Below are 23,800 nucleotides of genomic sequence, written 5' to 3'. Positions count from 1 at the left end.
GCATCCTTCGTCGGGATGCCGCGTGTTGCGCCACTTTCGGGTGGCTTTCCGACACGGCGCAGGGGTCAGTCGGCGGTGACGGATGCCGGGTCGACCCGCAGGATGCGGTCGTCGCCGCTGCGGGGGTCGCCGCGGCCGTCGGTGTTGTTCGTCAGGATCCACAGGGCGCCGTCGGGACCCACGGCGACGTCGCGGAGCCGCCCGTACTCGCCGGCGTAGTACTCGCGCTGCGTGCCGGGGTCGCTCGTGGAGACGGCGCGCAGCACTTCGCCGCGCAGGTTCGCGATGACGATCGTGCCGTCGACGAGCGCGATGCCGCTGGGGCTCGCCGAGGACGTCCGCCACGTGGCGATCGGGTCGATGAAGCCGCGCCCTTCCCCGCCGGTGCCTTCGACGATCGGCCAGCCGTAGTTGCCGCCCGGTTCGATGACGTTGAGCTCGTCCCACGCGTTCTGGCCGAATTCGCTCGCGTACAGGGTGCCGTCGTCGTCCCACACGAGTCCCTGCACGTTGCGGTGGCCCATGCTGTAGACGGGCGATCCCTTCGTGGGGTTGTCGGACGGCACCGACCCGTCGGGCTCGACGCGCAGGATCTTGCCGCGCCGCACGTCGGGGTCCTGTGCCGCCGAGGGGTTGCGCGCGTCGCCGATCGGCACGTACAGCATGCCGTCGGGTCCGAAGGCGATGCGTCCGGCGTTGTGCACCGGCGAGAACGGCAGCTCTTCGAGGAGGGTGTCGCGGTCACCGAGGCGGTACCGGCCGGCCGTGCCGAGGAGGTCGTAGCGGACGACCCGGTTGCCGTCGGATGCCGTGAAGTACACGAAAAGGTCGCCCTCGTGCACGGCGAGGCCGAGCAGTCCCCCTTCCGTGCCATGACGGATGCCGGCGACCGTGCCGACCTCGCGCGCCTCTCCCTCGTCGTCGAACTCGAGGATGCGGCCGGTGTCCCGTTCGCTCACGAGTGGGATGCCGTCGGCGGTCCAGGCGATCGACCACGGTGCGTCGAGGCCCTCGGCGAACGTCTCCGGCTCGTCGGGGAGCGGCTCGGCATCCGGAGTCGGCGTGGGCGTCGGAGTGGGAGTCGGTGTGGGCGTGGGGGTCGCCGTTGCGCTCGTCGCGGCGGGGGAGGTCGGTGCCGCCTGGGGCGCACCGCACCCCGTGAGGAGCAGGGCGCCCGCCAGCACCGCCGTGAGGGAGGCGCCGGCGGTGCGTCGGACATCGGTCGAGGGGGAGGGCCGCATCAATCCACGGTAGTCGGGGCCATCCTGCCTGTCACCCACCGCATCCTGCCAAAGCGTCCGCCGCAGGCTTCCTCGCGGCCTCGGTTCTGGCACTGTCGCCCTATGACTCGAACCTCTGCTCTGCATGACGCCGTCGACGCGTACTTCCGCGGCCTGTACCACTGCGACGTCGACCTGCTCGATACGGTGTTCCACCCCGCGAGCAGCCTCTTCGACGTCGACGAGGGCGTCGTCACCGTCGACCCCTACCCCGTGTGGCGTGAAGTGGTCCGCACGCGCACGTCGCCCGCCTCGGTCGGCCAGGAGCGCGAGGAGGAGATCGTCGTCGTCGACGAGCTCTCGGACACCGCCGCCTCGGTGCGGGTGCGCCTGCGCGTGCTGGACAGCATCTTCGTCGACCACCTCTCCTTCGTCGACGGCCCCGACGGCTGGCAGATCGTCGCGAAGGTGTGGCACCTGGAGCGGACGGTCGCGTAACCGCCCCCGTCCGGAGGGGGAGGCGGGCGACGATCGGATGCTCGCACCCCGGACGACCTAGACTGGACGGGTACCGCGTCCGTCCCGATCGATGAGTTCCGCCGTGTCCGCTGCCCCCGTCCGCACCTTCCAGGTGCGCAACGTGCAGGTCGCCCGCGCCCTCTTCGCGGCGCTGGCGGCGGCGATGGTCACCTTCTCGCCCGACCACTCCGCCGGTGTCGGACTCGCTGTCTTCAGCGGCTGGGCGATCGCCACGGCGCTGGTCCTCCTCTTCGGCGCGTGGCTCGCCTACGGTGCGGGCGCGCGCGCGACCCCCGTGCTGCTGGGCGTGTTGACGCTCGTCACCGGCATGATCGCCGGTCTCCCCGGCATCCGTTCGACCACGCTCTTCTTCGTGCTCGTGATCGCGTGGGCGCTCGCGACCGGCCTCGTCGAGCTGATCTCCGGCATCCGTCGCCGCGCCGTCGACGAGCACGCGCGCGATGCGATCCTGATCGGCGCCGTCACGCTGGCCCTCGGGGTGGGGCTGCTGCTCGTGAACCCGGCGTACAGCCTGGAGTACTTCATCCGCGAAGCGGGTCAGACGGGCGTCCTGACCGGCATCACGATCGGCGTCGGCCTCTTCGGCGGCTACGCGGCCGTCGTCGCGGTGTTCCTGGGGATCGCCGGATTCTCGCCGCGCCGTTCGGGCGACGACCATGCCACGTCCGAGGTCGGCCCCGCTGTGGGCCAGAACGCGGAGGAGCGCGCATGACCGATCCGCATCCCACCCGCCGGGAGCTGATGAAGCCCGCGCAGCTGCTGGGTCTCGCGTTCATCGCCGCCGTGTTCGGCGGGGCGATCACGCTCATGTCGATGGGCATCTTCCAGGAGCCTCGTCCCGTGGCGCCCGGCGAGATGCACCCTCACCTGAAGGCGTGGGTCGTCGCGGGCGTCGTCGCGGGCATCGTCTTCATCGTCACCCTCGTGACGATCGCGCTGCTGCTCCTCGCCGTCGACCCGGCGCAGCTCCAGAAGCAGATCGACCGTCCGGTGCTCGTCCCCGAAGAGGAGACGCCGGGAACGGATGCCGCGCCGTCGCACCCGTCCACCGGTGCCTCCGACGTCGATCCGCCCCAGCGCTAGGTCCCATCTCCCTCAGCGCTTCCTGACGTGCCGGCGAGAATCGGCGCGTCTTCGTCGCGCCCGAGCTTCGCCTCGTCGCCCGCGTCGTAAGGGCCGCCCCGGTCCGATTCTTCGCATCGCCGACAGATTTCGCCCTCTCGTACGTCGTCATTAGGGGGGCATCCGTACATCCGGGGCCCCGTCGTGCGCGTTCACGCGCAGAGGGAGCAGGGAGAACTGATGTCGAGCGAGAGCGTTTCGTCCACCGCCACCAGAGGGCGCCGTCGATCGGCGCGCGCATGGGGGGCCGCGCTTCTCGCGTTCGTGGTGACCGCCGGCTCGTTCGTCGTGGCCGCCGCACCTGCCGCCGCCGCCGTGCCCGCACCGACGTCGACGACATCCGTGATCACCGTGAAGGTGGGGGGAGACCGTATCGGACAGGGCGTGACCGACAGCGGCGCCACGATCGCCACGCCGTTGCCGGGGGTGCAGCTGGGGCTGTACACGTCGCTGACCTCGACCAGCCCGATCAATACCACCTGGGCCCGGTGCACGTCGGATGCCGAGGGTGATTGCTCCTTCATCGTGCCGAACACGCAGGTCGGCGGCGTCAATCGCGACCAGCGCTACTACGTCCGCGAGGTCTCCGTGCCCGCGGGGTGGTACAGCAACCCGACCCTCCGCACGGGGACAGCGAGCTTCCCGCCGTCGACGGCATCCGTCTACGGGTTCCAGACGGGCGTCCAGCTGCGTGCCAACACGACCTATCGTTCCTCTGCCGACTTCATGTTCGTCTCCCAGACCGCGTCGACATCGAACGTGCTGGCTTCCGGCGGTGTCTGGACGCCCTCGCGTAACAACCCGCCGCTCGCGCAGTCGTGCGGCCTCGACGTCGCGCTCATCCTCGACCTCTCGACTTCGATGACGCTGACGCCGGGGGGAGCCGTTCGCGACCGCGAACGCGATCGTCGACGCCTTCGTGGGCACGCCGACGCGCATGGCCGTCTTCAGCTACGGTCAGGGCTCGCCGGCCACCAACGGCGCCAACCATCCGAACCTCCTGCCCGTCTCCACCGTCGCGGGGGCGACGGCGTTCAAGAATCAGTGGTCGAACTGGGGGGTCTTCGGCGGAACGAACTGGGACGCCGGCCTCTACCAGACGGCCGCCGCCGCGCCGCACTATGACCTCGCGATCCACATCACCGATGGACAGCCGAGCCTCTACGGATCGCCTCTTCCGACGCCGAACAACTCCTCCTGGAACCGCATCAAGGACACGGAGTACGCCATCCTGTCGGCGAACCTTCTCAAGTCGGAGGGCACGAGGATTCTCGGTGTGGGCGCCGGCGCCAGCTTCGCCAACAGCGGCTCCCTCAACCTCCGAGCGACGAGCGGCCCCGTCGGCTTCAACGGGAGCAACGCCGCATCGGCCGACTACATCGCCGCAGCTGACTTCGCGGCGGCGATCACTGCTGCAAAGCAGATCGCGCAGGCCCGTTGCGTCGGCACGATCAGCGTCGTGAAGCAGATCGTGCCGTCGACGAACACCGGCGAGAACGTCACGGGCTCCACGGTCGCCCCCGCGGGCTGGCAGTTCGACGCCACCACCGCGACCGCCGGGATCGGCGGCCTGCCGGCCACGAAGACCACGATCTCCGACGGCACCGGCGCCGTGAACTTCCCGCTGACGTTCACGGGCGGCACGACCTCGGGAGCCATCACGGTCGCCGAGACCCAGCAGACCGGGTACGAACTCGTCACGCAGGGCGGCAAGAACGCGGTGTGCGTCGACACCGTCACCGGCGCGCCCGTCTCGGTCACCAACGCCGGCAACCCGGCCAATCCCGGGTTCACCCTGACGGCGACTGCGCCGGCGGCCATCTCGTGCACGGTGTACAACCGCGAGGTGCCCGAGTTGCCGGCCGATGTGACGGTCGAGAAGGTCTGGGAGGTCGACGGGCAGACCTTCGACGAGGGCGACCAGCCGGCGGGGCTCGACGCACAGCTGCAGCTCACCGGACCGGGTGCCGCGGGCGCCACCGACCAGGACTGGGGCGCGACGCGCACGGGCTACGTCCGCGACGACGTGGCTACCGTGACCGAAGACGCCACGCTGAGCGGCGACTACGCGCACTGCACGGTCGAGGGAGAGGTCACCGACATCAACGGCGATCCCCAGTCGACCGCGCTGGATGCCAACGGCGTCGATGTCACCCTGACCCAAGAGCACAACACGGTGGAGATCACCAACACGGTCACGTGCGAGCAGACGCTCTCCCTCGTCAAGGAGGTGGGTTACGGCGACGAGCCCACATCGTCGTGGACCCTGTCCGCTTCCGGCCCGGGCTCAGCCCTTCCCGGCCCCTCGGGAACCTATACGGCGACCACGCCGGTGTCGGCCCCGGTAACGGGCGGGGCGACCTACGGGCTCGAGGAGACCGGCGGTCCGCTGACGTACGTCGGCGCCGGTTGGGAGTGCGTCCTGGATGAAGACGGCACGGCCGTCACGGTGACCGACGAGTACATGACCATGCCGCGTGGTCAAGACGTCACGTGCACGATCGTCAACTCCACGGCATCCCTCACGATCCTCAAGCACGTGATCGACCCGCAGCCGGGGTTCGAGGCGGACGCGTGGGAGCTGACCGCCACACCCGACTCCCTTGCGGATGGCCCCCTGCCGACGGCCACGCTCACCGGCGCCGAGACCGATGTGGCGGGTGCCAACACGGTCGAGGTGCGTCCCGGGCACGGCTACACGCTCACGGAGGAGTCGACCTCCGACACGCTCGCCTACCGACAGGTCGCGCTGCAACGTCTCGAGGGGTCCACGTGGGTAGACGTCGACTCGGCGGAGATCGTCGCGCCCGGCCCCGGCGACACCGCGGTGTACCGCTTCGTCAACGAGCGGATCCCCAGCGTCGCGCTGCCGCTCACGGGCGGGGCGAGCGCCGACGCGTTCCTCATCGGGGGCAGTGCGACCATCGCGCTCGCCGTGTTCGCCGGCCTCTGGCTGATGGTTCGCCGGCGTCGCGTGGCGTGAGTCGCTCAGCTCGCCGGTAGCGCGGTGAACCGGTCCCAGGCCGCGGAGCACGCCTCGCACCCACCCAGGTGTTCGAACCCGGGTGCGGTGCGGGCGTGTCCGCGGTCGAGGGGGAAGATGTCGGGAAGCGCGTCGGCGAACGCTCGGCACTCCGGTGACCGCTCGCCCTCACCGAGCAGCTGGCGGAGGACGGCCCGACGCAGCCCCAGCTTCGCCCGGTAGACGAGCGAAGAGATCGACGACGCGGGCCGCGCGAACTCGGCGACGAGGTCGCGCGGCCTCTCCTCGTTGACCACGACGAGCATCAGTGCCCGCTGCTGCTCGAGCGGAAGACTGTGCAGCGCCCGCCGGATCAGTGCGCGCTCACGGAACAGGTCCGCCGAGCGGAACGCCTCCTCATCGGCGCACACGTCGTCCTCCACGAGCGCGATGACTCGCGAGCGCGGCGAACGCCGCTCGTCGTGGACGCGATTGCGCATCGTCGTGAACAGATAGGCGCCGACCGCCGCGATCCGCTGCCCGCGCGCGATCTGGGCGACAGCGGATGCCACGGCATCCGCAACGAGATCCTGCGGGTCGATGACGCCACCGGCGATCTTGCGAGCGAACGACAGCAGCATCGCGCGGTTCTCGGCGAAGTAGACCGTGAGCTCCTCGTGCGAGTCGCGCGATGCGCGCGCCGCCGGCGCCTCGGCCAAAACAGTGACGACGGACATGGCGACACCCCCCAGCGGCTGATCGACGATGACGATCAGCGCGCCGACGAGCCGGTGCCCGTCGGGTGCCGCTCAGCGCTGGCGTCCCCCGTGGGGAGACCGTAGGGAGGGTGAGCGTCGATTCTGCAGCGTTCGGGGCGAAATCCCGCGGAGATGAGGGACGTGGGCGACGGGCGCCGCCGACGTCAGCCCTCAGTGGTGAGGGGTCGCTCGTATCAGCCGAGTTCGTCCACGAGACGGTCGGCGAGGCCCGTGTACGTGGCCGGCGTGAGCGCCAGCAGGCGCTCCTTCGCGGCGTCGCCCACATCGAGGCCGCGCACGAACTCCGCCAGCTCCGTCCCGCCGACGCGGCGGCCCCGGGTGAGCTCCTTCAGGAGCGCGTAGGGGTCGGTGATCTCCGAACGGCCGGCGACGATCTCAGCGCGAACGACCGTCTGGATCGCCTCGGCGAGCACTTCCCAGTTGGCGTCGAGGTCGGCCAGCAGGACATCGCGCGACAGCGAGATCTCGGTGAGGCCGCGCTGCAGGTTGTCGAGCGCGAGCAGCGAGTGGCCGAACGCGACGCCGATGTTGCGCTGGGTCGTCGAGTCGGTGAGGTCGCGCTGCATGCGAGAGGTCACGAGGGTCGAGGCGAGCGTGGTGAACAGTCCTCCCGCGATCTCGAGGTTCGCCTCCGCGTTCTCGAAGCGGATCGGGTTGATCTTGTGCGGCATCGTCGACGATCCCGTGGCGCCGGCGACGGGGATCTGGGCGAAGAAGCCCATCGCGATGTAGGTCCAGATGTCGGTGGCGAGGTTGTGCAGGATGCCGCCCGCGTGCCGCACCCGGTCGTACAGCTCGACCTGCCAGTCGTGCGACTCGATCTGCGTCGTCAGCACGTTGAAGTCGATCCCGAGGCTCTCGATGAACGCTCGCGACACCTCGGGCCAGTCCGCGTCGGGCGCGGCGGCGAGGTGGGCCGACCATGTGCCGGTCGCGCCGGAGAACTTCGCGAGGTACTCGCCCCCCTCGATCTGCCGCGCGACGCGCTCGAGGCGCCACGCGAACACGGCCAGCTCCTTGCCCATCGTCGACGGGGTGGCCGGCTGGCCGTGCGTGCGCGAGAGCATCGCGGCATCCCGGTGCTCGCGTGCGAGGTCGCCGATCGCGGAGATGACGGCACGCAGCTTCGGCAGCCACACGAGCTCGACGGCCCGCTTGACCGTCAGCGCGTACGACGCCGAGTTGATGTCCTCGCTCGTGCACGCGAAGTGGGCGAGTTCGGCGACGGCATCCAGCCCGAGGGATGCCAGGCGGTCGCGCACGAGGTACTCGACGGCCTTCACGTCGTGCCGGGTGACGGCCTCCTTCTCGGCGAGCCAGTCGATCTCCGCCTGGCCGAAGTCGCGGTAGAGGCCGCGGAGGCTCTCGCGCTGGTCGTCCGTCAACGGTGCGGAGCCGAACAGCGAGCGGTCGGAGAGAGCGAGGATCCACTCCACCTCGACCTCGACGCGGGCGCGGTTGAGCCCCGCCTCGGACAGGTAGTCGCTCAGGCCGGCCACGGCGGTGCGATACCGGCCGTCGAGCGGGCTCAGGGGCTGGGGCGGGAGGGCGGACGCAGAAGTCACAGGAGGGGCTCCGATCGGGGAGGATCGGGCGCTCAGGACGTCGGGCGGATAGCGGGCTCGAGCTGCCGGAAGAGCGCCCGGCTCGCACTCTCGATCATACCGAGCACCTCGTCGAACATCGCCGGGCCTGCGTAGTACGGGTCGGGGACGTCGAGGTTGCCGTCCGCGGCCGGGTCGAACGCGAGCAGGAGCGCGAGCTTGTCGGTGTCGGCAGGGGTGCGCGCCCAGCCCGCGAGGATGCGTTCGTGCGAGCGGTCGAGCGCGACGATCAGGTCGTGACGGTCGAAGTCGGCGACGGTGAACTGACGCGCGCGATGGCGTGAGCCGTCGTAGCCTCGGCCGGTGAGAGCGTCGAGCGTGCGGGCGTCGGCGCGTTCGCCCACGTGCCAGTCGCCCGTGCCGGCGCTCGCCGACCTCACGCGGTCGCCCAGTCCCGCCTGGTCGGCGAACCACCGGAACACGACCTCGGCCATCGGCGAGCGACAGATGTTGCCGGTGCAGACGAACACCACCCGGAAGGGGTCGTCTCGTGTAGCCACGCCCCCCATTGTGCGGGATTCGGCGCGTCCTGCACAGGTTGTCGTATCGGAACGCCTCTCGAACTCACTCGCCGTTGTAGATGAGCGTGTTGCCGCTGCCCGTGTCGGAGCCGCCCTGCGCGCCGGAATCCCAGTTCACCGTGTTGTCGTCGCCGGAGACAGCCAGCGTCTCGATGAGAGTGGCGATCACGGTGCCGCGCGTCCCGTCGAGGTTGACGGATCCCATCTCCGATCCGTTCACGTTGTTCCCCTCCCCGTTCATGGTCAGCGTGTCCACGCGGCGGTTGGCGATGACGGTCACGTCATTCCCGTCGATGACGAGTGACGTCGCGGCGTCGAGGTTGATCGTCACGTCGTCGGCATCGATGACGACGTCGCCGCACTCTCCGTCGAGTGCGAGCTGCGCGCCGTCCTCGGACACGGTGAAGGACCGTCCGGAGCAGGGGCCGTTGGTGACTTCGAGCGACCCGGTCCCCGGGGCGGAGCCGACGCAGCCGGCAAGAGAGAGGGCGACGCCGAGCATGACCGCCGCGAGAGCGGTCCGCCGGGCCGACGACGGAGTGCGGTGCGCAAGAGCCATGGTTCGACCGTAGAGGACAGCCCCGACACGGTGTCTCCTTCACAGTGCTCTCTCCACAGGGAGGCCGTCGCAGATGTTGGTCACGGATCGCGATGCGCGCGCTGGCGGACGGTTCGCGGGGCGGGATGCTCGCAGTGCGGGGAAGGGAAAGGGGGACAAGGCATGGCGGACGAGAGCGCGCTCGCCGAGGCGCGGGAGCTGCTGGTGCGCGCGCACGGCGCCCTCGCGACGCTGCACGCCCGCGCACCCGCCGTGGCGGCCGCGGTGAGCTGGCGGTCGCCGTCGGCCGCGGAGTTCGCCGACGCGTTCGCCGAGTGGGTCGCGCTGCTCGCACGTATCGACGAGGAGGTCACGCGGTGGGATGCCGTGCTCGCGGCGCGAGCGGGAGCGGCACCGTGACCGACGACGATGCCCTCGACATCCGGTCGGGAGGTCTGATCGCGGTCGACACCGAGTCGTTGCGGCACGCGGCGGGGCTCCTCGATCGCCTCGCCGACGAGTGCGACGACGTCGGTGCGATCCTCCGGCACGCCGATCTCGCCTCGCGAAGAGCTGGCCTGTGGGAACCGCTGCCGGCCGGGCGGGCGGATGAGGCGCGCGACCGTGCGACCGACATCGCCCTCGCACTCCGGCACCGGGCCGAGGTGTACGAGCTGATCGAGTCGCACGCGATCGCTGTCTCGCGCGGGCTCGAACTCGCCACGGGTGGCGACGTGGACACCCCGGCCGGCACCACGGGCGAAGCGATGCGCATGTGGGAGCACTGGCGAGGAGGGCGCCAGCAGGTGATCGATGCGCAGCTCAGCGGCGCGGCAGGGCCGTGGATCACGGCGGCATTCGTGCTCGGGTCGGCGACGGCTGCGATACGCGCGGTCGGTGCCGGCACGCTCCCTCCCGATGCCCCGCCGCTGCGTCCGGTGACGCGTCCCGCCGTCGTCCACGAGGTGTCGCGCGCCGAGGTGGCGCCGCCGCGCACACTCGAAGAGATCGCCGCACGGATGCCGGGCGGCGGCGAGGGCAGAGTCCGCGTCGAGTCGTATGCGACGGCCGCCGGAGAGCGCGAGTACGTCGTCTACATCGCCGGAACGCAGAATCTCGGGGCACCCTACGCGGAGCCGTGGGACATGGCATCCAACCTCGAGCTCTATCTCGGACAGGGGTCGTCGTCGTACGACGCGACACGACGAGCGCTCGCCGCGGCGGGGGCGGAGTCGGGCGACCGCGTGCACATCGCGGGGCACTCGCAAGGGGGGATGATCGGAGTGCGGCTCGCGCGCGAGGGCGGCTACGACGTCGGCACTGTGGTCACCTTCGCCACTCCCGTCGAGGCCGATCTCGACGACGACGTGCTGGTCGTCACCGTCCGTCACCCCGACGATCCGATCGTCGCGTTGACAGGGGGCGGGCTTCCGACGAGCGCGGGCTCGCCCGAGAGCTTCGTCGCGGAGCGGGTCGTCGATCCGTCGATCCGGTGGGGCGATGTGGGCATCGGCGTGCACCAGATGGACGAGTATCGCGAGACGGCCGCGCTCGTCGATCGGTCCGACGATCCCCGCGTGAAGGCTCTGCACGTCCAGCTGGCGACACTCGGCACCGCCGTCGGGACGGCCGTCGTCTACGGCGCTCGACGAGACTTCGGTGCCCGAGATCCCGGTGCGCGCGGTCCGGGGGCAACGGGGCGGGGCGCGGAGGTGCCGCCGCGGCGTGGGTGAGTCAGCGTCGCTTCAGCTGCGGGCGCAGGATGATGCCGAAGATCCAGTTGATCAGCGAGATCACGAGAGCGGCCAGCACGCCGAGCCAGAAGTCCTCGACCCGCAGACCCCACGACCACCAGTGGGTGGCCCACGCCGTGATCCACAGCAGGAGCCCATTGACGATGAGGGAGATCAGGCCCAGCGTCAGGATGTAGAGGGGGAACGCCACGATCTTGATGAGCGTGCCGATGACCGTGTTGACGATGGCGAACACCGCCGCCACCGCGAGGAGCGTCAGGACGAGCTGCAGCGTCTCGCCGGGCGCGAAGGCGATGACATCGACTTCGAGCGGCTGAATCAGGGTGACGACCCAGATGGCGAACGCATTCACGATGACGCGGATGAGGAATCTCATGGTGCCGTCATTGTGCCACGGACCGCCCACGCGGGGCAGCAGCGATCTGCGCCGATACGCACGCGCTCCGTAGACTCGACGGGTGACCGACCTGCCCGTCCGCCTCCGCCCCGAGATCGCCGCGCTCCCCGCCTACCGGCAGGGCAAGCAGGCCGGCGCCGACGCGTTCAAGCTCTCCAGCAATGAGAACCCGTTCGAGCCGCTGCCATCGGTGGTCGAGGCGATCCGATCCGCGACGGGGATCAACCGGTACCCCGACGCGTCGGCATCGCGGTTGCGCGCGCGGCTCGCGGAGCGGTTCGACGTGGCATCCGATCGGGTCCATGTCGCGGCCGGGTCGGTCTCGATCCTCTACCAGCTGACGCAGGCCACGAGCGGGCATGGCGACGAGGTGCTGTTCTCGTGGCGGTCGTTCGAGGCGTACCCGGGGCTGGCGGTCGTGGCGGGAGCGACGGCGGTGACGGTGCCGAACACGGCCGACGGCCGGCACGACCTCGCGGCGATGGCGGCAGCCGTGACCGACCGTACCCGCATCGCCATCGTGTGCAGCCCGAACAACCCGACGGGTCCCGTCGTCACGCAGGCCGAGTTCGACGCGTTCCTCGGCGCCGTGCCGAGCGACCTCCTGGTGGTGCTCGACGAGGCGTACGCCGAGTTCGTCACCGACCCGGATGCCGTCGACGGCCGCCGCGTGCTGGCATCCGGCCGCGAGAACGTCGTCGTGCTGCGCACCTTCTCCAAGGCCTACGGCCTGGCGGGGCTTCGCGTGGGCTACGCGATCGGTCACCCGCGCATCCTCGACGCGGCGCGCGCCACCGGCATCCCGCTGTCGGTCACGGCGGCCGCCGAGGCGGCCGCGCTGGCGAGCCTCGACGCGGAGGAGGAGCTGCTCGACCGCGTGCGGACGATCACCGCCCGCCGTGACGACCTCGTCGCCCGGCTGCGCGAGACCGGGTGGGACGTCCCGCAGGCGCAGGGCAACTTCGTGTGGCTGCCGGCCGGTGAGCGGACCGTGGAGATCGCGGCGGCGTTCGAGGCGGCGGGGCTGATCGTGCGCGCTTTCGCCGGCGACGGCATCCGCATCTCCGTCGGCGAAGCGGAGTCGATCGACCGCGTCGTGGCCGTCGCGTCCGACTTCGCCTGACCCCGCCGTCGCCTGAGCCCGCGTCGCCTGACCCCGCGCCGTCGCCTGACCCCGCGCCTGAACCCTCGGCCACGGCCCCGGAAGCCTCCGGCAATTTGACCGGCAGTTTCCTCGACTGCTCTTGTGAACTGCGCATGCATGCCATACCGTTCCTGCACATCAGCGCGGCCCACCGGCCGTGGCGGATGGCGACCAGCAGACAGGAGAGCGCTGTGGCGGCGAGACGCAACGACGGATTCGAGACGGCAGGACTGAGCCTGCTCGTCGTGGGCGGGCTCATCTGGGCGGTAGCCCTCGTCTCCGCTATCACCGTCGGAGCCCCACCGCTGACGATCCTCGTCGCCGTGGCTCCCGTGCTCATCGGTGGGTTCGTGCTGCTCGCCGCCGACAGACTTCTCGCGCGATCGGACGACCGCTAGGTCGCGTCGCTCGGCCCGGTAGCGGCGACGCCGCACGACGCCGCGGCGCTCCCACCCTCCGGACGGGCCGCGGCTCCATCGGGTACGGTGACGCGGTGGAACCCATGCCCGCATCACCGTCGCTGCTCACCCTCCGCGATCGCCTCGACCGCGTCGTCCTGTACCAGGCCTACCCGCAGAGCTTCGCTGACGGCGACGGCGATGGCATGGGCGACCTCGACGGCGTCGCCGCTCGGCTGGACTACCTGGCCTGGCTGGGAGTGGATGCCGTCTGGCTCAATCCCTGCTTCGTCTCTCCGATGCGGGATGCCGGGTACGACGCCGCCGACTTCGACCACATCGACGCGCGCTACGGCGGCGATGCGGCCCTGGACCGGCTCGTCGCGGCGGCCGACGCGCGGGGGATCGCCGTCGTGCTCGATCTCGTCGCGGGACACACGTCCGACCGGCATCCCTGGTTCGTCGCCTCCGCAGACGTCCCCGGCGACTCGCGCTACGTGTGGAGCCCCACTCCGGCCGAGGGATTCGTCGCCGGACCGGGCTCGCGGGGCGAGTTCTACAAGCCGAACTTCTTCGACTTCCAGCCGGCGCTGAACTTCGGGTACGCCCGCCCCGACGATGCCGAGCCGTGGCGGCAGTCGGTCGACGCCGAGGGTCCCCGACGCAACCGCGACGCGCTCGTCGAGATCATCTCCCGCTGGTACGACCGCGGCGTGCAGGGCTTCCGCGTCGACATGGCGGCGTCGCTCGTGAAGGACGATCCGGGACACGTCGAGACGGGGCGCCTCTGGGCGGAGGTGCGCGCGCGTCTGGACGCCCGGCATCCGGGGAACATCCTCATCTCCGAGTGGGGAGACCCGGCACGGGCGGTGCCGGCCGGTTTCGATGTCGACTTCTTCCTCCAGTTCGGCGGCGACGACGACGGCGCCGCGCTGAAGTCGCTCTGGAACAACGGCGCGGGCACCGTGCATGAGGCGTGGGCGGAGCCGAACGCGTGGGCGGATGCCGCGGGCACCGGTGATGCCGCGTACTTCGTCGACGCATGGCGGCGGGCGGTCGACGCGATCGAGGCCGCGGGGGCCACCGGCATCCCGGGGCTCCCGACCGCCAACCACGACTTCACGCGCCTGGTCTCGGGAAGCCGGGATGCCGTGCAGGCGCGCAGTGCGCTACTGCTCGCGCTCACGTGGCCCGCCCTGCCGTCGATCTATTACGGCGACGAGATCGGCATGCGGTACGTGCCGGGCCTCGCGTCGCTGGAGGGGTCTTCCCTGGGACCGGCCTACGAGCGTGCCGGCTCGCGCACCCCGATGCAGTGGGGCGATCTCCCGCCGACGACCGCCGTCGGGGCGGCGCCGGCGTTCGAGTCGCGCTACCTTCCGCAAGACCCCGACCCCCTGCGGCCGACCGTGGCCGATCAGCTCGACGATCCGGGATCGCTGCTGCGGTTCGTGCGGGCGGCGATCGCGCTGCGCCGATCCGATGCGCGCCTCGGCGCGCGCGAACCGGTCGAGGTCGTGCAGACCGGCTATCCCTTCGTGTTCCGGCGCGGCAGTCTGCTCGTCGCCCTCAACCCCTCGGACAGCCCGCACGCGGTCGACCTGGGATCCTCGGGCGGAGCGGCGCCGGTGTTCGCGGTGTCGTTCCGCGCCGACCTCGCTGGCCGCAGCCTGCGCCTCGCGCCGTTCGGCTGCGCCGTCGTCGACCTCGCGGGTACCCCGACAAAGCTGCCTCCCGGGGCCTAGTCGTCCCCCGATGGCGGCTCCCGCCGGTCGAGGGTGTCGCGATCGAGCCACGCGGCACCGAGATAGAGCAGGATGGCGAGCAGCAACACGCCGACGAGCGCGATTAGCCACTCAGGAATGAACGGCCCTGCCCACCATGCTGCGAGCGCATAGGCGACCAGCGCTCCGCACACCGTCAGCCTGCGGGGCGTCGTGGCGGACAGCGCGCGCCATGCATGCCGATTGACGTACCGTCTCATCTGAATCCCTACTTGCAGTACTTGTCTTTGTACTCGACACCGCCGAGAACGCCAGGTCCTATGAGACGTGGGAGATCGATTGGGTACTCGTATCGCGCGGGAGCGTCGGGTCCTGCGATCGTCGTGAGGAGCTGCAAACCCGCTTCCGATGCGATCACCGAATTGCTGAAGTCCTTGCTCGGATACGTGACGGTCCCGTCATCGAGGCTGACGCCGCGGGCCGCGTTGCTGGCGCCGGGGAGATCAATCGTCAAGCCGATGCCTGCGCTCTCAACGTTCAGTCCGTTCGCGGAAACCGAAGGAATCTCGACGGTTCCGTGACCGAGGTCGACTGTGCCGACGCGTGCGGCAGCCGCTGGAGCGAGCAGGAGGTCACGGTCAACGCCCGCCAGCGCCGATATCGTGTCGCCTGCCGACACATAGTCACCTTCTTCTACCGCGTACGCCGCGACGCCGCCGTTGGTCGCACACAGCAGGGATAGCTCCCGCAAGTATGGCTCGCATATGTTCTCCTCCGTCTAGGTGTAGTTCCCTGGGACATTGTGAACGCTCGTGAGGAGCGATTCTTGAGCGTCGTGTCACACTTCGTGGAGTGCCGGGCATTCCCTCTGTGACAGCGGAAGTGCCGCGGTCGTAGACGGATTGGGTAGCCGTGAGCAAGCGCACTGTTGATGAGGTCCTGTCGGGCAGCAGCCCAACTTTCGTTCCTTCGGTCGCGACCGAGGCGGCGCTTGACGCGCTTGTTCTGGAGTCGCGGAACGCGGGGGCAGATCGAGGACAGAGGCATCGGAAGCGCCTTCTGTGGCTGGTGCCGGGAGCGGTCGTCGCGGTGGGTGCTCTTACGGCCGGCGCTGTCGTGGCCGACCAGATGACACGGCTGGATGTCCCCATTGCGGTCGAGTACACGACCGACACAGGTGTGACGGTCTCGTGCACCGCGCACATTGCGAGCTCCCTCTTCTCGCCGCGCCTGGCGGAAGTCACCGAGTACTACAAGACGCACGAGTTCGCCGCCGACGGGATCGGTCAGCGAATCTACAACTACGCACTCGTCCTCACCGGCGAGAGGACGGGCACACCCGCGGACCTCCCTAACTCTGTCGGATGGCTCCCCGGCGACGGGAGCAGTCCCGAATGGGAGCCCCAGTCGGCCCGTAGCGCGCTCACGGAGTCGATGCTCGACTTCATCGTGCTCGACGTCGAGAACGAGCTCGGTCTTGCCGCGGGTCGCGGTGGGGCGGCCGAGATGCAGACTGACTGCACGGGACAACTGCATTGACCGTCGCAGTGACACGGTCCACTCCCGCGCCCGCGAGCGCGGATCTGGCTGATGCGTTCCGGCGCGAGGCGGGCGGGTTGCTTGGCTTCTTCGTAAAGCGTGACGTTCCCGTCGAGGACGCCGCCGACCTGGTGAGCGACACATTCCTCGCAGCCTGGCAATCCAGCCGGACGAGCAAGGTCGAGCCGGATCTGCTTCGAGCCTGGCTGTTCGGCATCGCCCGCAAGATGTTGTCGCGATATCGTCGCGGACGCAGCCGCCGATCCGCATTGAGCGACAGGCTTCGGGTGACACTCGCCGCAGATATCGTCACCCAGCAGACCGCAGCCGCGGGCGATGACGAACTAGACGAGCACGTCCGCTCCCTCATCGCCTGCCTCCCCGAAATCGACCAGGAGATCGTGCGCCTGGTCTACTGGGACGGGTTCACCCAGGAAGAAGTCGCAACGATTCTCGGCAAGCCAGCTACCGCGGTCCGCGCCCGACTGTCCCGCGCGCGAAAGGTGTTGCGAGATCAGCTGGCGGAAAGCGGTGACGTCGAGTGACGCACCCCAACGCGCCGTTGACACCTGAAGGTCGACGGCGCGTTGCGTCGTTGATCGTCGACGGCGGATGGAGCGTCCGGCGGGCAGCTGAGCGCTTCCAGTGCGCGCCGTCGACGGCATCAAAGTGGGCACGCCGATACCGGAACGGTCAACCACTCACGGATCGCAGTTCCCGGCCGCTCTCTTCCCCGTCGCGGGTCCCGCGTCGCCTCGAGCACCGCATCGTCGCTTTGCGGTTCACCCGTCAATGGGGACCGCACCGGATCAGCTATCACCTCGGCATCCCACGATCCACTGTTGGCCGTGTGCTCGACCGTTACCGGATGCCGCGACTGGCGCACCTCGACCGCAGCACCGGACTACCCATCCGCGCCTCGAAGCCGAGCAGGTACGAAGCGGAACGCCCCGGCGACCTCGTGCACGTCGACATCAAGAAACTCGGACGAATCCCCAACGGCGGCGGCCACCGAGTGCTGGGGCGGCAGGCAGGCGCGCGCAACAAGAAGAGCAAGGGCCGCGGCTACGCCTATCTGCACCACGCGGTAGACGACCACTCACGCATCGCCTACTCCGAGATCCTTAACGACGAGCGAAAGGAGACCGCCGCAGCGTTCTGGCAACGCGCGGAAGCCTTCTTCGCCGGCAGCGGAATACAGGTGTCGGCCGTCATGACCGACAACGGCTCCTGCTACCGCTCACACGTTTTCGCAACTGCTCTGAACGGGGTCAAGCACCGACGAACCAGGCCCTACCGGCCGCAGACCAACGGCAAGGTCGAGCGCTTCAACCGAACCCTCGCCGCGGAATGGGCATACGCGACCTCATACGAGACCGATGAAGCGCGCGCCGATGACTACCCACGCTGGCTACACCACTACAACCACCACCGCCCGCACTCCGGCATCAACGGTGCTGTTCCCGCCTCACGTGTTCGCAACCTCCCGGGGAAGTACATCTAGGTTGAACGTCGACGAGGGCCGGACGACCGTCTCTCGGGGGGAAGTTGATTGGCAGTCGGCAGGGCGGCTGCGCCGACCGGCGTCCCGCGACAGGAGCGAGCCTCGCGAGATGAATTGGCCCTCGCAGATGGCGCCCGTCAGTGCAAGCGGTCAGGCGAGTCTGCCAAAGCTCATGCGAGCCGTCAGACTGCTGCGTGGCTCTTGCGAACGACAAGTCGCGGTTACTACCTGCAGGAAAGCTGGCGGATGACTGGCCAGCTGCCTGACGACCTTCGATGTTCGCCGACACGCGATACCCACAGAATCGCGGGAGAAGGTTGAGGCGTGAGCAGCGATCGCTGCCGGCGTCGTCGGCTGGGTTAAGTGGGCGGGAGTCAAGCGAATCTTCCCTGGGTGGGGGGTCGACGTTGCTAGCGTGAGGTGACCTCAGTCATGCGAGAAGTTCCGCCCAGATTGCCGGCCGCGTTGCCGCTCGGCCCGCGCTGCCTCAGCCGTCACGCTGTCAGCGCTCTCGGTCGTGCGACGCTGAACACACACCGGGGCATCGACCGATTTGTTCCGGCCGGGTTGTCCGGCGCGCACCGCGGATCGCGGCATCCATTGTCGAACTCATGCAGTCCTCCGCATGCGGGGAGCGTTAGCGTGGGTACATGACCCCGCCTGACGATCCGGCACTCGTGCGCGTTCTGGCGGCGGACGGGACGTTCGCCCCCACCCCCGAAGCCGAGCGCTATCTGCCGCTCATCGACGCTCTCCCCGACACCGACCTCGAGACGTTCTACCGCGACATGGTCACGGTGCGCGCGTTCGACCGGCAGGCGACGAACCTGCAGCGCCAGGGCCAATTGGCGCTCTGGCCGCCGTCGTTCGGGCAGGAGGCGGCGCAGGTCGGCTCGGCCCGCGCGGCCCGCCCCCAGGACCACCTCTTCCCGTCGTACCGCGAGCACGTGGTCTGCACGATCCGCGGGGTCGACCCGATCGACATCATCCGGCTCATGCGCGGTCTCACGCACGGCGGATGGGATCCGACCGATCCCAAGAACGGCAACACGCGCATCTACACGCTCGTGCTCGGCTCCCAGACGCTGCACTCGGCGGGCTTCGGCATGGGACTCGTGTTCGACGGTCGCACCGGCACGGGCGACCCCGAGAAGGACGAAGCGGTCATCGTCTACTACGGCGACGGCTCGTCGAGCCAGGGCGACGTGCACGAGGCGATGGTCTTCGCCGCGAGCTACCGCACCCCGCAGGTCTTCTTCCTACAGAACAACCACTGGGCGATCTCGGTGCCCGTGAGTACCCAGTCGCGCACGCCGCTCTTCCAGCGCGCCGCCGGGTACGGGATGCCGTCGATCCAGGTCGACGGCAACGACGTGCTCGCCAGCTACGCCGTCACGAAGACCGCCCTCGACGAGGCTCGCGCCGGTGAGGGCCCGCGCGCCATCGAAGCGCTCACCTACCGCATGGGCGCCCACACGACGAGCGACGACCCGACGAAGTACCGCACGTCGGAAGAGGAGCAGTCGTGGGCGCGGCGCGACCCGATCGCCCGCATGCGCGCGTACCTCCAGGGCCGCGGTGCCTCCGACGCGTTCTTCGAGGGCGTGGATGCCGAGGCCGCCGCCTACGCCGACGACGTGCGGGTCCGCACGAACGCGCTGGGCGACCTCGACCGCGAAGTGATGTTCGGCCACGTCTACAGCGAACCCCACCCGCTCGTCGACGAGCAGCGCCGCTGGCTCGCCGACTACGAGGCGTCGTTCGCGTCGACCGAGGGAGGCCACGCATGAGCGTCGTGGAGCAGGGGACGGATGCCGTGGCATCCTCTGTCGTGACGATGCCGTTCGCGAAAGCCGTCAACGCGGGACTGCGCGCCGCGCTCGCCGCCGACGACCACGTGCTGCTGATGGGGGAGGACATCGGTCCCCTCGGCGGAGTGTTCCGCGTCACCGAAGGACTGCAGGCCGAGTTCGGCGACAAGCGCGTGCTCGACACGCCGCTGGCCGAATCGGGCATCGTCGGCACCGCGATCGGACTCGCGATGGCCGGCTTCCGGCCCGTGTGCGAGATCCAGTTCGACGGTTTCGTCTTCCCCGCCTTCGACCAGATCACCTCGCAGCTGGCCAAGCTCACCAACCGTCACGAGGGCGTACTGCCGTTCCCCGTCGTCATCCGCATTCCGTACGGCGGTCACATCGGGGCTGTCGAACACCACCAGGAGAGCCCCGAGGCGTACTTCGCGCACACTCCCGGGCTGAGGGTCGTATCGCCCTCGACGCCGAACGACGCGTACTGGATGATCCAGGATGCGATCGCCTCGAACGATCCGGTGATCTTCCTCGAGCCCAAGGCGAAGTACTGGATGAAGGGCGAGGTCGACACCGCCGCCCGTGCGCTGCCGCTCCACGCGTCGCGCGTCGTCCGCCGCGGCACCGACGTGACCCTCGTCGGCCACGGCGCCATGGTCACGACGATGCTGCAGGCCGCCGCGCTCGCCGAGGGCGAGGGTACGTCGTGCGAGGTCATCGACCTGCGGTCGCTCTCGCCGATCGACTACGGCCCCATCCTCGACTCGGTGCGCCGCACCGGCCGCATGGTCTACGCGCAGGAGGCGTCGGGGTTCACGTCCGTGGGCTCGGAGGTCGCCGCGACGGTCATGGAGAAGGCGTTCTTCGCGCTCGAGGCTCCCGTGCTGCGCGTCTCGGGGTTCGACGTCCCCTTCCCGCCGGCCAAGCTCGAGGGACTGTTCCTCCCCGACGCCGACCGCATCCTCGAGGCCGTCGACCGCGCCCTCGCCTACTGACATGTCGTACTCTCGGTCCACGACCGAGGCCTGACGAAGGAGCCGCCATGAGCACCCAGACCTTCCACCTGCCGGACGTCGGCGAAGGCCTCACCGAAGCCGAGATCGTCCAGTGGCGTGTCGGCCCGGGCGACACGATCGCCGTCAACGACGTGATCGTCGAGATCGAGACCGCCAAGTCGCTCGTCGAGCTGCCGTCGCCCTTCGAGGGCGTGATCGGCGAGCTCCTCGCGGCCGAAGGCGACACCGTGACCGTCGGCGCCCCGATCATCACGATCGCCGGCGGCGAGGTCGACGCCTCGGCCGGGCTCAGCGAACACGGCGAGAAGCCGGCCGAAGCGGATGCCGGTGGCGCCGTGCTCGTCGGGTACGGCACCGGTGGTGCCGTGACCTCGCGTCGGAGCAAGCCGGCCCCCCGCGACGAGGCCGTCCGCGCGTCGGCGGGCGTCGTGGCCAAGCCGCCGGTGCGCAAGCTCGCCCGCGACCTCGGCGTGGACCTCGCGCAGGTCACGGCATCCGGACCTGCCGGCGAAGTGACGCGCGACGACGTCGTCCGGCACGCCGACCAGGCGTCGGTGTTCCGCAACATCGCCACCCCCGATCGTCCCGCCGAGCGGGAGCAGACCATCCCCGTGCCGGTGGCCGCGGCATCCGTCACTGCGCCGGCGCTCGTCGAGGGTCGCGAGGAGGCGATCCCCGTCAAGGGCGTGCGCAAGGCGACGTCGTCGGCCATGGTGCGCTCGGCCTACACCGCCCCGCACGTCTCGGTGTGGACCGACGTCGACGCGACGCGGACCATGGAACTCGTCAAGCGGTTGAAGGCATCCCCCGACTTCGCGGACATCAAGGTGTCGCCGCTGCTGATCATGGCGCGCGCCGTCATCTGGGCCGTGCGTCGCACGCCTCTCGTGGGTGCCGCATGGATCGACCGCGAGGACGGCACGGCCGAGATCCGCGTACGCAACTACGTGAACCTCGGGATCGCGGCCGCCACGCCCCGCGGCCTGCTCGTGCCCAACATCAAGGACGCGCAGGACATGAACATGCGCGAGCTCGCGAAGGCGCTCGAGAAGCTGACTCTCACCGCCCGCGACGGGAAGACGAGCCCCGCCGACCAGCAGGGCGGCACGATCACCATCACGAACATCGGCGTGTTCGGGATGGATGCCGGAACGCCCATCATCAACCCGGGCGAGTCGGGCATCGTCGCGATGGGGACGATCCGTCAGAAGCCGTGGGTCGTGGACGGCGAGGTGCGCCCCCGCTTCGTGACGACCGTGTCGGGCTCGTTCGACCACCGCGTCATCGACGGCGACGGCATGAGCCGCTTCATCGCCGACATCGCCTCGATCCTCGAGGAGCCCGCGCTGCTGCTCGACTGAGCCACGGCATCCGGGGTTCGCTTCGCCAGTACTCGGGACCGGCCTCGGCTCGGCCCCGACGTGCTGCCTCGACGAGACGACTCAGGACAGGATGCCGCGGGCGCGGAAGCTGGTCACCTCGACCCCGGCATCCTCGAGGAGCCGGCGCGCGACCGGAGACGTGACGAGCTCGAGGTCGCGCGCGCGGATGATCGAGTAGCTGCTGAGCTCGAGAATCTCGGCATCCACGTACCCGGGGTGCACGATCAGAAGGCTCACCTCGTGCGCGAGGATCTCGGGGAGCAGCCGCTCGATGGCGCCGACGGCATCCGCTCGCACCTGATCCTCCAGCGGGAAGGGCTTGGCGTACCAGTCGTTGGGCAGGAGCGGCAGACCGCCCGTGCGGTAGAGGTCGTCGACGAACGGCGCTCCGATCTCCGCGGCGGCCTGCCGCAAGACCTCGTCGCTCACCGGGGAGACGAGCGAGTGGTGGTGCACGTAGTCCGGGGCGCGACCCATCAGCTCGATGAAGCGCTGTATCTGCGCGTGCGCCTCGGCCATCGTCTGCTCTGCGTCGAAAGGATCGGTCTCGAACCGGGTGTAGACCATGTCGCCACCGGTCGCGGGGTAGTCGGCGCGGATCTCGCCCGACGAACGGAACCGCCCGCCGTCGGTGACCAGCCCCGGTACTTCGCGGGGCGGCAACACGGGCGAACCGGTGACGAAGTTGAGATCTATGCCGACGTCGACGCCCGGCAGGTCCCGCAGTCGCGCGGCGGCGAACTCCGCGTCGGGACAGTTGGTGAACATACCGGTCGCACGGACGATCCCGGAGGAGATGGCGTCGAGGATGCCGAGGGTGGTGCCGTGGGTGATGGCGATGTCGTCGGCCTGCACGATGAGGGCGCTCATGACGGGTGGGATCCTTCGGTCGAATCGTTCGAGGGGGCGGTGGGGTCTGACGCACGCTCACGGCGCTGCTCGTCGCGCAGCGTAATGAGGTGCAGGAGGAGGTAGATCTTCTCCTCGTCGGTCACTCCGGCATCGAACGACGCGTCGAGGTAGGTGCCGATGCGTTCGGCGCACGCGTACAGGTCGGCGTTCTCGGCGATGAGGGCCGTGTAGTACTCGTCTGCGGCGCCGTGATGCACCCGGTGGCGGGTGAGGCGCTGCACGACGAACTTGATGTGGGTGAGGAAGCGGGCGCTCGCCGTGGTGGAGCCGTCGACGTCGATGCCGAGGTCGTCCCGGACGATCTCGATGATCGAGCGGATGGTGGTGCCGAGGGTCATCGCCCGTCCCGGGTCGCCGACCAGGCCCGCGTTGACGAGGTGGAGCGTGATGAATCCCGCTTCGTCGAGGGGGAGTTTGCGGCCGAGTTCGGCGTGGATGACGTCGAGCGCGTGCAGGGCGATGGCGAACTCGCTGGGGTACGTCATCTTCGTCTCCCACAGCATCGAGTTGTACAGCGGGATGCCGTCGTCCATCCGCCGGATCGACTGCGCGAGATGGTCGGCCAGCCCCACTTCGACGTTGGAGGGCAGCTGGATGCCGTAGGTCCTCGCGAGCAGCTCCGAGACTCTCGACGTCGCCCGCAGCACCGGGTAGGGCACTTCGAGCAGCACGCGGAACGCGCCGCTCTTGCCGACCCCGGTGAGGTGGAACTCCCGCTCCACCCGCGACTCGTCGACCGGCCTGCCCTTACTGGTGAGGTACCCGACGCCGGCGCCGACGAGGATGACGTCTTCGCCGTCGGCATCCACGGCGTTGACGATGTTGTTGTTGAAGATCTTGGTGATGGTGCGCATGGGGACTCCCGTTCCCGGGTGAGGCGGGGCGGCCGCAGGGCCGGGGTGGCCCTCGAGCGAGACCCGGTGGGCCGCCCCGCCT

26 protein-coding genes are annotated in these 23,800 nt (G+C 69.6%); 16 read left to right on the top strand and 10 right to left on the bottom strand.

Features of this window, described 5'->3' with window-relative positions; translation table 11 throughout:
- Positions 1 to 65 precede the first annotated feature (65 nt).
- Positions 66 to 1,241, bottom strand: coding sequence for a PQQ-dependent sugar dehydrogenase (locus P0Y48_11700; GenBank protein WEK13121.1), 1,176 nt, complete (start codon positions 1,239 to 1,241; stop codon positions 66 to 68).
- 102 nt (positions 1,242 to 1,343) lie between these two features.
- On the opposite strand from P0Y48_11700, the gene P0Y48_11695 reads away from it, so the two are divergent.
- The 5 genes from P0Y48_11695 to P0Y48_11675 all read left to right on the top strand — a co-directional run bounded on the left by P0Y48_11695 (position 1,344) and on the right by P0Y48_11675 (position 5,865).
- Positions 1,344 to 1,718, top strand: a complete 375-nt coding sequence (locus P0Y48_11695; GenBank protein WEK13120.1) for a nuclear transport factor 2 family protein — start codon at positions 1,344 to 1,346, stop codon at positions 1,716 to 1,718.
- A gap of 103 nt (positions 1,719 to 1,821) precedes the next feature.
- Positions 1,822 to 2,472 (top strand): acyl-CoA synthetase, encoded by a 651-nt coding sequence (locus P0Y48_11690; protein ID WEK13119.1) that lies wholly within the window; start codon positions 1,822 to 1,824, stop codon positions 2,470 to 2,472.
- Positions 2,469 to 2,843, top strand: coding sequence for a hypothetical protein (locus P0Y48_11685; protein ID WEK13118.1), 375 nt, complete (start codon positions 2,469 to 2,471; stop codon positions 2,841 to 2,843). The genes P0Y48_11690 and P0Y48_11685 overlap by 4 nt, the downstream gene beginning before the upstream one ends.
- Positions 2,844 to 3,062: 219 nt before the next feature.
- Positions 3,063 to 4,007 carry a hypothetical protein gene (locus tag P0Y48_11680; protein ID WEK13117.1) on the top strand — a complete coding sequence of 315 codons (945 nt, stop codon included), beginning with the start codon at positions 3,063 to 3,065 and terminating at the stop codon, positions 4,005 to 4,007.
- 151 nt (positions 4,008 to 4,158) lie between these two features.
- The gene (locus P0Y48_11675) at positions 4,159 to 5,865 is read left to right on the top strand and encodes an LPXTG cell wall anchor domain-containing protein (protein WEK15066.1); all 1,707 of its coding nucleotides are present in this window, start codon (positions 4,159 to 4,161) and stop codon (positions 5,863 to 5,865) included.
- Between the two features lie 5 nt (positions 5,866 to 5,870).
- On the opposite strand, the gene P0Y48_11670 is transcribed toward P0Y48_11675, so the two are convergent.
- The 4 genes from P0Y48_11670 to P0Y48_11655 all read right to left on the bottom strand — a co-directional run bounded on the left by P0Y48_11670 (position 5,871) and on the right by P0Y48_11655 (position 9,307).
- Entirely contained in the window at positions 5,871 to 6,581 is a 711-nt protein-coding gene (locus P0Y48_11670) for a sigma-70 family RNA polymerase sigma factor (GenBank protein WEK13116.1), read from the bottom strand.
- Positions 6,582 to 6,796: 215 nt separating this feature from the next.
- The gene (gene purB / locus P0Y48_11665; GenBank protein ID WEK13115.1) at positions 6,797 to 8,188 is read right to left on the bottom strand and encodes an adenylosuccinate lyase; all 1,392 of its coding nucleotides are present in this window, start codon (positions 8,186 to 8,188) and stop codon (positions 6,797 to 6,799) included.
- Between the two features lie 32 nt (positions 8,189 to 8,220).
- Positions 8,221 to 8,661: a low molecular weight phosphotyrosine protein phosphatase gene (locus P0Y48_11660; protein WEK15065.1), complete on the bottom strand. Its 441-nt coding sequence runs from the start codon at positions 8,659 to 8,661 to the stop codon at positions 8,221 to 8,223.
- A 130-nt stretch (positions 8,662 to 8,791) separates the two neighbouring features.
- Positions 8,792 to 9,307: a DUF3060 domain-containing protein gene (locus P0Y48_11655; protein ID WEK13114.1), complete on the bottom strand. Its 516-nt coding sequence runs from the start codon at positions 9,305 to 9,307 to the stop codon at positions 8,792 to 8,794.
- A gap of 162 nt (positions 9,308 to 9,469) precedes the next feature.
- Here P0Y48_11655 and P0Y48_11650 point away from each other — a divergent pair, with 162 nt between their 5' ends.
- Positions 9,470 to 9,706 (top strand): hypothetical protein, encoded by a 237-nt coding sequence (locus P0Y48_11650; GenBank protein WEK13113.1) that lies wholly within the window; start codon positions 9,470 to 9,472, stop codon positions 9,704 to 9,706.
- Positions 9,703 to 11,019 (top strand): hypothetical protein, encoded by a 1,317-nt coding sequence (locus P0Y48_11645; protein WEK13112.1) that lies wholly within the window; start codon positions 9,703 to 9,705, stop codon positions 11,017 to 11,019. The genes P0Y48_11650 and P0Y48_11645 overlap by 4 nt, the downstream gene beginning before the upstream one ends.
- Before the next feature lies 1 nt (position 11,020).
- Here P0Y48_11645 and P0Y48_11640 read toward each other — a convergent pair whose 3' ends face one another.
- Positions 11,021 to 11,416: a phage holin family protein gene (locus P0Y48_11640; protein ID WEK13111.1), complete on the bottom strand. Its 396-nt coding sequence runs from the start codon at positions 11,414 to 11,416 to the stop codon at positions 11,021 to 11,023.
- An 82-nt stretch (positions 11,417 to 11,498) separates the two neighbouring features.
- Between P0Y48_11640 and P0Y48_11635 the strand changes: the two genes are divergently transcribed.
- From P0Y48_11635 to P0Y48_11625, 3 genes are all read left to right on the top strand, one after another.
- A complete protein-coding gene (locus tag P0Y48_11635; protein ID WEK13110.1) occupies positions 11,499 to 12,560 on the top strand; it encodes a histidinol-phosphate transaminase in 1,062 nt (353 codons plus the stop codon).
- Between the two features lie 212 nt (positions 12,561 to 12,772).
- Positions 12,773 to 12,979, top strand: coding sequence for a hypothetical protein (locus P0Y48_11630; GenBank protein WEK13109.1), 207 nt, complete (start codon positions 12,773 to 12,775; stop codon positions 12,977 to 12,979).
- Positions 12,980 to 13,083: 104 nt separating this feature from the next.
- The gene (locus P0Y48_11625; protein ID WEK13108.1) at positions 13,084 to 14,724 is read left to right on the top strand and encodes an alpha-amylase family glycosyl hydrolase; all 1,641 of its coding nucleotides are present in this window, start codon (positions 13,084 to 13,086) and stop codon (positions 14,722 to 14,724) included.
- Here P0Y48_11625 and P0Y48_11620 read toward each other — a convergent pair.
- Complete coding sequence (locus P0Y48_11620; GenBank protein WEK13107.1) at positions 14,721 to 14,963, bottom strand: hypothetical protein; 243 nt, start codon at positions 14,961 to 14,963, stop codon at positions 14,721 to 14,723. The two genes, P0Y48_11625 and P0Y48_11620, sit on opposite strands and share 4 nt — an antisense overlap.
- Before the next feature lie 8 nt (positions 14,964 to 14,971).
- Positions 14,972 to 15,382: a hypothetical protein gene (locus P0Y48_11615; protein WEK13106.1), complete on the bottom strand. Its 411-nt coding sequence runs from the start codon at positions 15,380 to 15,382 to the stop codon at positions 14,972 to 14,974.
- Positions 15,383 to 15,792: 410 nt separating this feature from the next.
- Between P0Y48_11615 and P0Y48_11610 the strand changes: the two genes are divergently transcribed.
- The 6 genes from P0Y48_11610 to P0Y48_11585 all read left to right on the top strand — a co-directional run bounded on the left by P0Y48_11610 (position 15,793) and on the right by P0Y48_11585 (position 21,931).
- On the top strand, positions 15,793 to 16,242 hold the full coding sequence (locus P0Y48_11610) for a hypothetical protein (protein WEK13105.1): 450 nt from the start codon (positions 15,793 to 15,795) through the stop codon (positions 16,240 to 16,242).
- The gene (locus P0Y48_11605; protein WEK13104.1) at positions 16,239 to 16,787 is read left to right on the top strand and encodes an RNA polymerase sigma factor; all 549 of its coding nucleotides are present in this window, start codon (positions 16,239 to 16,241) and stop codon (positions 16,785 to 16,787) included. The genes P0Y48_11610 and P0Y48_11605 overlap by 4 nt, the downstream gene beginning before the upstream one ends.
- Positions 16,784 to 17,746 carry an IS481 family transposase gene (locus tag P0Y48_11600; protein ID WEK13103.1) on the top strand — a complete coding sequence of 321 codons (963 nt, stop codon included), beginning with the start codon at positions 16,784 to 16,786 and terminating at the stop codon, positions 17,744 to 17,746. The genes P0Y48_11605 and P0Y48_11600 overlap by 4 nt, the downstream gene beginning before the upstream one ends.
- 650 nt (positions 17,747 to 18,396) lie before the next feature.
- Positions 18,397 to 19,536 (top strand): thiamine pyrophosphate-dependent dehydrogenase E1 component subunit alpha, encoded by a 1,140-nt coding sequence (locus tag P0Y48_11595; GenBank protein ID WEK13102.1) that lies wholly within the window; start codon positions 18,397 to 18,399, stop codon positions 19,534 to 19,536.
- Positions 19,533 to 20,549 (top strand): alpha-ketoacid dehydrogenase subunit beta, encoded by a 1,017-nt coding sequence (locus P0Y48_11590; protein ID WEK13101.1) that lies wholly within the window; start codon positions 19,533 to 19,535, stop codon positions 20,547 to 20,549. The genes P0Y48_11595 and P0Y48_11590 overlap by 4 nt, the downstream gene beginning before the upstream one ends.
- A gap of 47 nt (positions 20,550 to 20,596) precedes the next feature.
- The gene (locus P0Y48_11585) at positions 20,597 to 21,931 is read left to right on the top strand and encodes a dihydrolipoamide acetyltransferase family protein (protein ID WEK13100.1); all 1,335 of its coding nucleotides are present in this window, start codon (positions 20,597 to 20,599) and stop codon (positions 21,929 to 21,931) included.
- Positions 21,932 to 22,012: 81 nt separating this feature from the next.
- Here the strand turns inward: P0Y48_11585 and P0Y48_11580 are convergent, their stop codons facing one another.
- Both P0Y48_11580 and P0Y48_11575 read right to left on the bottom strand, forming a co-directional pair.
- Positions 22,013 to 22,822 (bottom strand): ChbG/HpnK family deacetylase, encoded by an 810-nt coding sequence (locus P0Y48_11580; protein ID WEK13099.1) that lies wholly within the window; start codon positions 22,820 to 22,822, stop codon positions 22,013 to 22,015.
- The gene (locus tag P0Y48_11575) at positions 22,819 to 23,718 is read right to left on the bottom strand and encodes a PRD domain-containing protein (GenBank protein ID WEK13098.1); all 900 of its coding nucleotides are present in this window, start codon (positions 23,716 to 23,718) and stop codon (positions 22,819 to 22,821) included. The genes P0Y48_11580 and P0Y48_11575 overlap by 4 nt, the downstream gene beginning before the upstream one ends.
- Positions 23,719 to 23,800: the final 82 nt, after the last annotated feature.

Origin of the sequence: Candidatus Microbacterium phytovorans, assembly GCA_029202445.1 — a bacterium.
Lineage (GTDB): Bacteria > Actinomycetota > Actinomycetes > Actinomycetales > Microbacteriaceae > Microbacterium > Microbacterium phytovorans.
Note: the sequence above shows the minus strand (reverse complement) of the source record. Positions and strands in the feature narration are given on the sequence as shown.

Excerpts from the sequence above, each read along its gene's own strand:
- P0Y48_11700 (WEK13121.1), bottom strand. The coding sequence starts at position 1,241 with ATGCGGCCCTCCCCCTCGACCGATGTCCGACGCACCGCCGGCGCCTCC.
- P0Y48_11695 (WEK13120.1), top strand. The coding sequence starts at position 1,344 with ATGACTCGAACCTCTGCTCTGCATGACGCCGTCGACGCGTACTTCCGC.
- P0Y48_11685 (WEK13118.1), top strand. The coding sequence starts at position 2,469 with ATGACCGATCCGCATCCCACCCGCCGGGAGCTGATGAAGCCCGCGCAG.
- P0Y48_11680 (WEK13117.1), top strand. The coding sequence starts at position 3,063 with ATGTCGAGCGAGAGCGTTTCGTCCACCGCCACCAGAGGGCGCCGTCGA.
- P0Y48_11670 (WEK13116.1), bottom strand. The coding sequence starts at position 6,581 with ATGTCCGTCGTCACTGTTTTGGCCGAGGCGCCGGCGGCGCGCGCATCG.
- P0Y48_11660 (WEK15065.1), bottom strand. The coding sequence starts at position 8,661 with ATGGCCGAGGTCGTGTTCCGGTGGTTCGCCGACCAGGCGGGACTGGGC.
- P0Y48_11655 (WEK13114.1), bottom strand. The coding sequence starts at position 9,307 with ATGGCTCTTGCGCACCGCACTCCGTCGTCGGCCCGGCGGACCGCTCTC.
- P0Y48_11650 (WEK13113.1), top strand. The coding sequence starts at position 9,470 with ATGGCGGACGAGAGCGCGCTCGCCGAGGCGCGGGAGCTGCTGGTGCGC.
- P0Y48_11640 (WEK13111.1), bottom strand. The coding sequence starts at position 11,416 with ATGAGATTCCTCATCCGCGTCATCGTGAATGCGTTCGCCATCTGGGTC.
- P0Y48_11625 (WEK13108.1), top strand. The coding sequence starts at position 13,084 with ATGCCCGCATCACCGTCGCTGCTCACCCTCCGCGATCGCCTCGACCGC.
- P0Y48_11620 (WEK13107.1), bottom strand. The coding sequence starts at position 14,963 with ATGAGACGGTACGTCAATCGGCATGCATGGCGCGCGCTGTCCGCCACG.
- P0Y48_11595 (WEK13102.1), top strand. The coding sequence starts at position 18,397 with ATGACCCCGCCTGACGATCCGGCACTCGTGCGCGTTCTGGCGGCGGAC.
- P0Y48_11590 (WEK13101.1), top strand. The coding sequence starts at position 19,533 with ATGAGCGTCGTGGAGCAGGGGACGGATGCCGTGGCATCCTCTGTCGTG.
- P0Y48_11585 (WEK13100.1), top strand. The coding sequence starts at position 20,597 with ATGAGCACCCAGACCTTCCACCTGCCGGACGTCGGCGAAGGCCTCACC.
- P0Y48_11580 (WEK13099.1), bottom strand. The coding sequence starts at position 22,822 with ATGAGCGCCCTCATCGTGCAGGCCGACGACATCGCCATCACCCACGGC.
- P0Y48_11575 (WEK13098.1), bottom strand. The coding sequence starts at position 23,718 with ATGCGCACCATCACCAAGATCTTCAACAACAACATCGTCAACGCCGTG.